The 4,718-nt window shown below is 53.2% G+C and carries 3 protein-coding genes; all 3 read right to left on the bottom strand.

Annotated elements, in window-relative coordinates; genetic code table 11:
• The coding region (locus ABYT30_RS15800; protein WP_373097451.1) for a hypothetical protein at positions 1 to 3,433 on the bottom strand (3,433 nt) is incomplete at its 3' end.
• Positions 3,423 to 4,271 carry a hypothetical protein gene (locus tag ABYT30_RS15795; protein ID WP_373097450.1) on the bottom strand — a complete coding sequence of 283 codons (849 nt, stop codon included), beginning with the start codon at positions 4,269 to 4,271 and terminating at the stop codon, positions 3,423 to 3,425. The genes ABYT30_RS15795 and ABYT30_RS15800, both read right to left, overlap by 11 nt.
• Before the next feature lie 2 nt (positions 4,272 to 4,273).
• Positions 4,274 to 4,718: hypothetical protein (locus ABYT30_RS15790; protein ID WP_373097449.1), on the bottom strand; the 445-nt coding region annotated here is incomplete at its 5' end.

Below are 4,718 nucleotides of genomic sequence, written 5' to 3'. Positions count from 1 at the left end.
TGGCACTGCCAGCCATGCTCAAAATAAGCTCTTCTTTACGCCATTCACTACGCGTATTCAGTAGGGCCAACAAATTTGCCACCGGCGCTTGCTCGCGCTGAGCGTAAGCAGCGGCCTGCAATTTAGCAAAGCTTTCCACAGATATGACCCGGCCGTGGTGCAGACTGAAGATCCCGGCCAATAATTGCGTTTGCACGTCGGCAGTATCGTCAAAGCCATCACTTATCTCAGCAATCTGCGCCTCGCTTAGCGCGGGCCAAACCCTTAGGCCGCGAAGCTTACCGCGCCCCTCTTTAATCTGCGGCTGACAAAATGGTTTGACTTGGATTGCCAGTGGCGCGGCCATTTTGGACAGTTTGCCGTTATCAATGTGACCAATGGCATGATCAAGATAGTTACCCTGCTGATCGCGACAGCCTAGACCCAGCGGTTCTAAGCGCAATTTTCCAATCGCCAAGCGCGACTCTTGCAGTTGCGCCAAAACGGCTTGGTCATCGCTCAACAGCTCAAGTTCGCCTTCACCGCGCCACTCAATATCAATGTAATAGCGCTGCCCTGGATAGCGATCACTGCTTGACTCGCCTGTCTTGAATACGTGGGTGGTACTGGCAACACTGCCGAATATCGGTATGCGATACCACTGTTTATTGATGCGTAAGCGTAGCCAGCGATCTAATCTCGCTTCAGCATCGTCGTGAACTAATCGCACTTCCAAGCGCAAATGGCGATCTCCGTGCAATTGATAGCGGAGGGATTCCACGCCACTAAGGTGGTAACGGTGGTAGGGGTCATCTTGGCCGACACTATCAATTCGCTGTAAAAAAGCGCGACCATTTTGGCCCGCATCGATACCCTGCCAACGCGACCAAAGTGAATCTTTTGGCAATGCCATTAGCCTTTCAGCCTGCTCTTGAGGACTTCCCGCTAGCAAGTCCATCAACGCCTTTGCATCAGCGCCGCTCACATTAGCCAGACGGCGCCGCGCCTCGCCAACATCACCGCTGGCGGCCAAGGCGTAGGCCGTCCAGTACTCGGCCATATCACTAGAATGAGCGTTTAATCTATTGCGGAAGGTCTCTAGCCAGCCCTCATCGACTGCCGCCCGAAGTAGTATGTCGGTGACTGTCGCCTCAGCGACTAGGTCATCTCCGCGACCCCACGCCCAATTGCTCTCCCACACCAAGGCCAGCCGCAACGCATCACCACTGTGGCCATTTTTATATAAATCACGGATTAACGATGCCGTGGAGCGGGCGTCGCCATGCTGCAAAAAAGTCACTACCGTTAACAGCCCGAGGGCATCAGTGTCGCCAAGCTCGTGAAAAGTTCGCTGTAATACCTCACTCGCCGCCTGACTCAGCTCACGACTACCGTTGCGCAACTCAAATTTTAACAGTGATATGGCAAGCTCATGCTCTCCCATCGCAATGAGAATATTGTGACGTTCACGCAGCGCCTGAACAGCAACCGGGCTAGCAGCTGAGTTCACCCGGCGGTTGGCGTCGATAAACTCATTCAAGCTCGGCCCGTCAGACTGTGGGGCCATCCGTGCTTGCGCTTGGTAAAACCGATTGCGGGCATCATTGAGCTGCCGAGACGTCGCCGTACTCGCCAGCCACTGATCACGCTTACGGTGCACGTCATCGCGTAAGGCCTGTAAATCCCTTGCCAACAATGGCGGTAAGTCTGAGTCGGGTGAATCTGCACGCAGCCAATCGATAACTGCCGAGCTTGCCAGCGATTGCAACAGACTAAGATAACGCTGTTCACTTAGCGGCTTCGGCTTGGCGACTTCGTATTCGACGCTGATATACGCAGTATCACTGCCAGTATTTTCGAGGGAAAAATCGCGCTCATCGGCATTGAGGCGCCACTGATAGCGCGCAACGGCAATGTGTTCATCAGCACTACGCGTATTAACTAGGGCGCTTTGAACTTTAGCTTCCGGCCATGTGGTAGCGACGCTACCCTCAGCCAAAACCAACAGCGGCATGGTTCGTCGCTCGCTGCGATACATTAGATGTTGCGGTTCTTTATTCAGCGCGACAGACGCTCTTATATTGCGGCTCGTCGTCGGCGCCGGCAAACTAAAGTCAACTCGACTTCCGGCCGGAATGGCAAATATTTCCTGCCGCTCTACTTCCCCAAGTGCAGCACTATTCCAACGCGGGCGCTGAGTAATACCAGCGGCAAGCCAATCGTGTTGCGTTAACTTCTGGGTATACGGCACCAGCCAGCGTCGCTGACTCGCAAGCCCACTATTCGAATGTGGTGGCAACACCCGAAAATAGCGTTTCCAAGCAATCGTATACGGCTGATCATGGCTGAGCACCCTCTCAGCGGCTTGATACCAATCGTCTGTTTCAGCCCCGGCTTGGCGAAGTAACGCGTCGGCAAGCCGCTCTTGGGTTTGCGGTAAAGCTACTTTTGCCACGCGCCGGGGATCGTTCTTGGCCGCAAATAAAAAATCATCGGTCGCGGCCCCAGTGACGCGCAGGTAAACCTCGCTCTGGCTGATAATCTCGAGATCTGAAGCCTGTGAATTGCTAATAGGTAGGTCTATTTCAATGCGCTCGCTCAAGAGCTGCCATTGTTTGTTGCGCCCCCGCCAAGCGTAGCGATGATCTAATTTGGCGGTAACTGTCTGCTCATGCCATTCCCCGCCATTGACACGCCATTTAACATCGAGCTCAGTCGCGCTGCCGAGGGGCAGTGGCAAACGCAACTCCACGCGTGGAAACGCTAAGGCTGGCAGGCTAATCTGCGACACTTGCGCAGACCGACTGTGTTGGTAGCGCTGACGCTCGCCATCACTGCGGCGTAACCACTCCCCCTTGTTATCCGCCCCCAGATAAACTTCCCGGCGCTGGAGTATTTCCGGTAGTGATTCCGCGGTACCCAGCCACACCGCAAGACGATTCTTTGGACAGTCAGGCGTAGATTCAAAGCCGGCACTAATATCGACTTTCGGAAGTACTTGAATAAGTTGGATATACGCACTGTCGTTTAACGGCAGGTAAAGCTGTTGATTTCTGCTTAGTTCCAAAACCTCGCTTTCAGCAAAAATCAAACCATCCTGACTGCGCATGACGCTCACTCGAGTGGCATGCTCGCCATTTCGCAATCCCAGCCACTGAGCATCGCTCGTTGCAATGAGCATGCTATTGCTGGGGCGGTCGCTACCAAACCAATCCTTAGCGCGCAAATCAGCGTCGCCCGCCGCGGGGTGATCGTCGCTGCCGAGGACGCACTCCGCCACAGCACCAGGGGCTGCCAACGCTGTTCGAGAATACGCGGACGCGCGCAGCTCACCAACATCAGTCCACCGAAAATAATCACCATACAGGTGCTGGTAATAATCCTGCGCCACATCCGCGACAGCGCCAACAGAGGTCGCCAACAGCAGAATCAAAAATGAATAATTAGCGCGCATAAGAGCTCAGGCATCCATAGAGTTTTGCTCGAGCGGCGGCGTCGTCTCGCAAAAGATGCCGCGCTGATCTCGACACCTCTAGGTGTAAAAATCCGCGACTGTTCAGAGCGCGCATGGCTTTACCCACGGTATTAGTGGTCGCCCCTAATTCATCAATCTGATCCGGATACACCGCCGTTGCCAACCCTAAACTTGACTTGGCGCAGTCCCCAAGTTGATGCAGTGACTCGCTGCTACGGGCAGTGCCATTACTAAAAATAAGATCGATATGCTGATTACCCGGCTTTCGTTTTGACTGCGCAAAGCCATGAATCTGCAATACAACCACGTCTGGATTTGCTAGGACTGCGCCCCGAGCAAGCGCAGTAAAATGACTTCTGGGCAGGTGGGCTAAATCTGCAATATGAACGTTAGAATCGCTATTGCGATTACTACTATTCAAGGCTAAGGCGACAAAATCATGTTCTTCAAATAATTTCCGGGCAATCTCACCGGTATCGCTATCGTAAAATTGGTGCGGTGCTTGAATCAGTAAATTCGACCTACTGTCCGGCGCAATCCGATAGTACCCCCAGGCATGCTGAGCACCATCTAAACGAATTTCTAAAGACGGTGTATCCTCACAATGTCGCAACCCCGATGCGACCAAGCTGTCTTGCCAATCGTCGACCAAGGGTCGCCGCAAAAGCGTGTTAAACAATTGCTCTGCGCCCCAAAGCGTATCGGCATCAGCTTGAATGTAGGTCGTATTTTTCCCCATATCACTACACCCCTCGGCCGCCATTAAGCTCACGCTAAACATCATGCCCAATAGCACGCCCGGCTTTACAAAATGCATGCTCACTCCTGGTCCTGTTGATACAGTCTGCTGATAAATTTACTGCGTTCACGCTCACTCGGCATAAGGCGGGCCACTGCGACATAAGCGCCAGGTGCCGACGAGGTCACTTTTAAACTTATCGTCTCGCCCGCCAAATCGTCACCCAAATTAAAGTTTAGGCGCTCAGGGCCAAAAACGCGCCGGCCACTGCCGTCGAGTAAATACGCTTCGCTTAGCGCACTGCCTTTTATATTGTAAATTACGTCGCTAAGGGTATAGGCGGTGGCCACCCCAGTGGCCTTATGGGCAATAAGCTGAAATCGCAAACTGACGTCACGCCGCTCAGGGGCAAAAAACTGGATAGCGAGATTATCATTAAAATGACGAGCATCAATTTCGAATTCCAAATCACGCATTAAGGGGTAAACTTCCCGAAAAGCGTAATCACAGCCTAGATTCTGCCCC

The sequence above is a fragment of the Zhongshania sp. genome (genome assembly GCF_041623545.1).
Lineage (GTDB): Bacteria > Pseudomonadota > Gammaproteobacteria > Pseudomonadales > Spongiibacteraceae > Spongiibacter.
Note: the sequence above shows the minus strand (reverse complement) of the source record. Positions and strands in the feature narration are given on the sequence as shown.

Bases quoted from the DNA above. Each gene is read 5' to 3' on its own strand.
- ABYT30_RS15795 (WP_373097450.1), bottom strand. From the start codon at position 4,271: ATGCATTTTGTAAAGCCGGGCGTGCTATTGGGCATGATGTTTAGCGTG.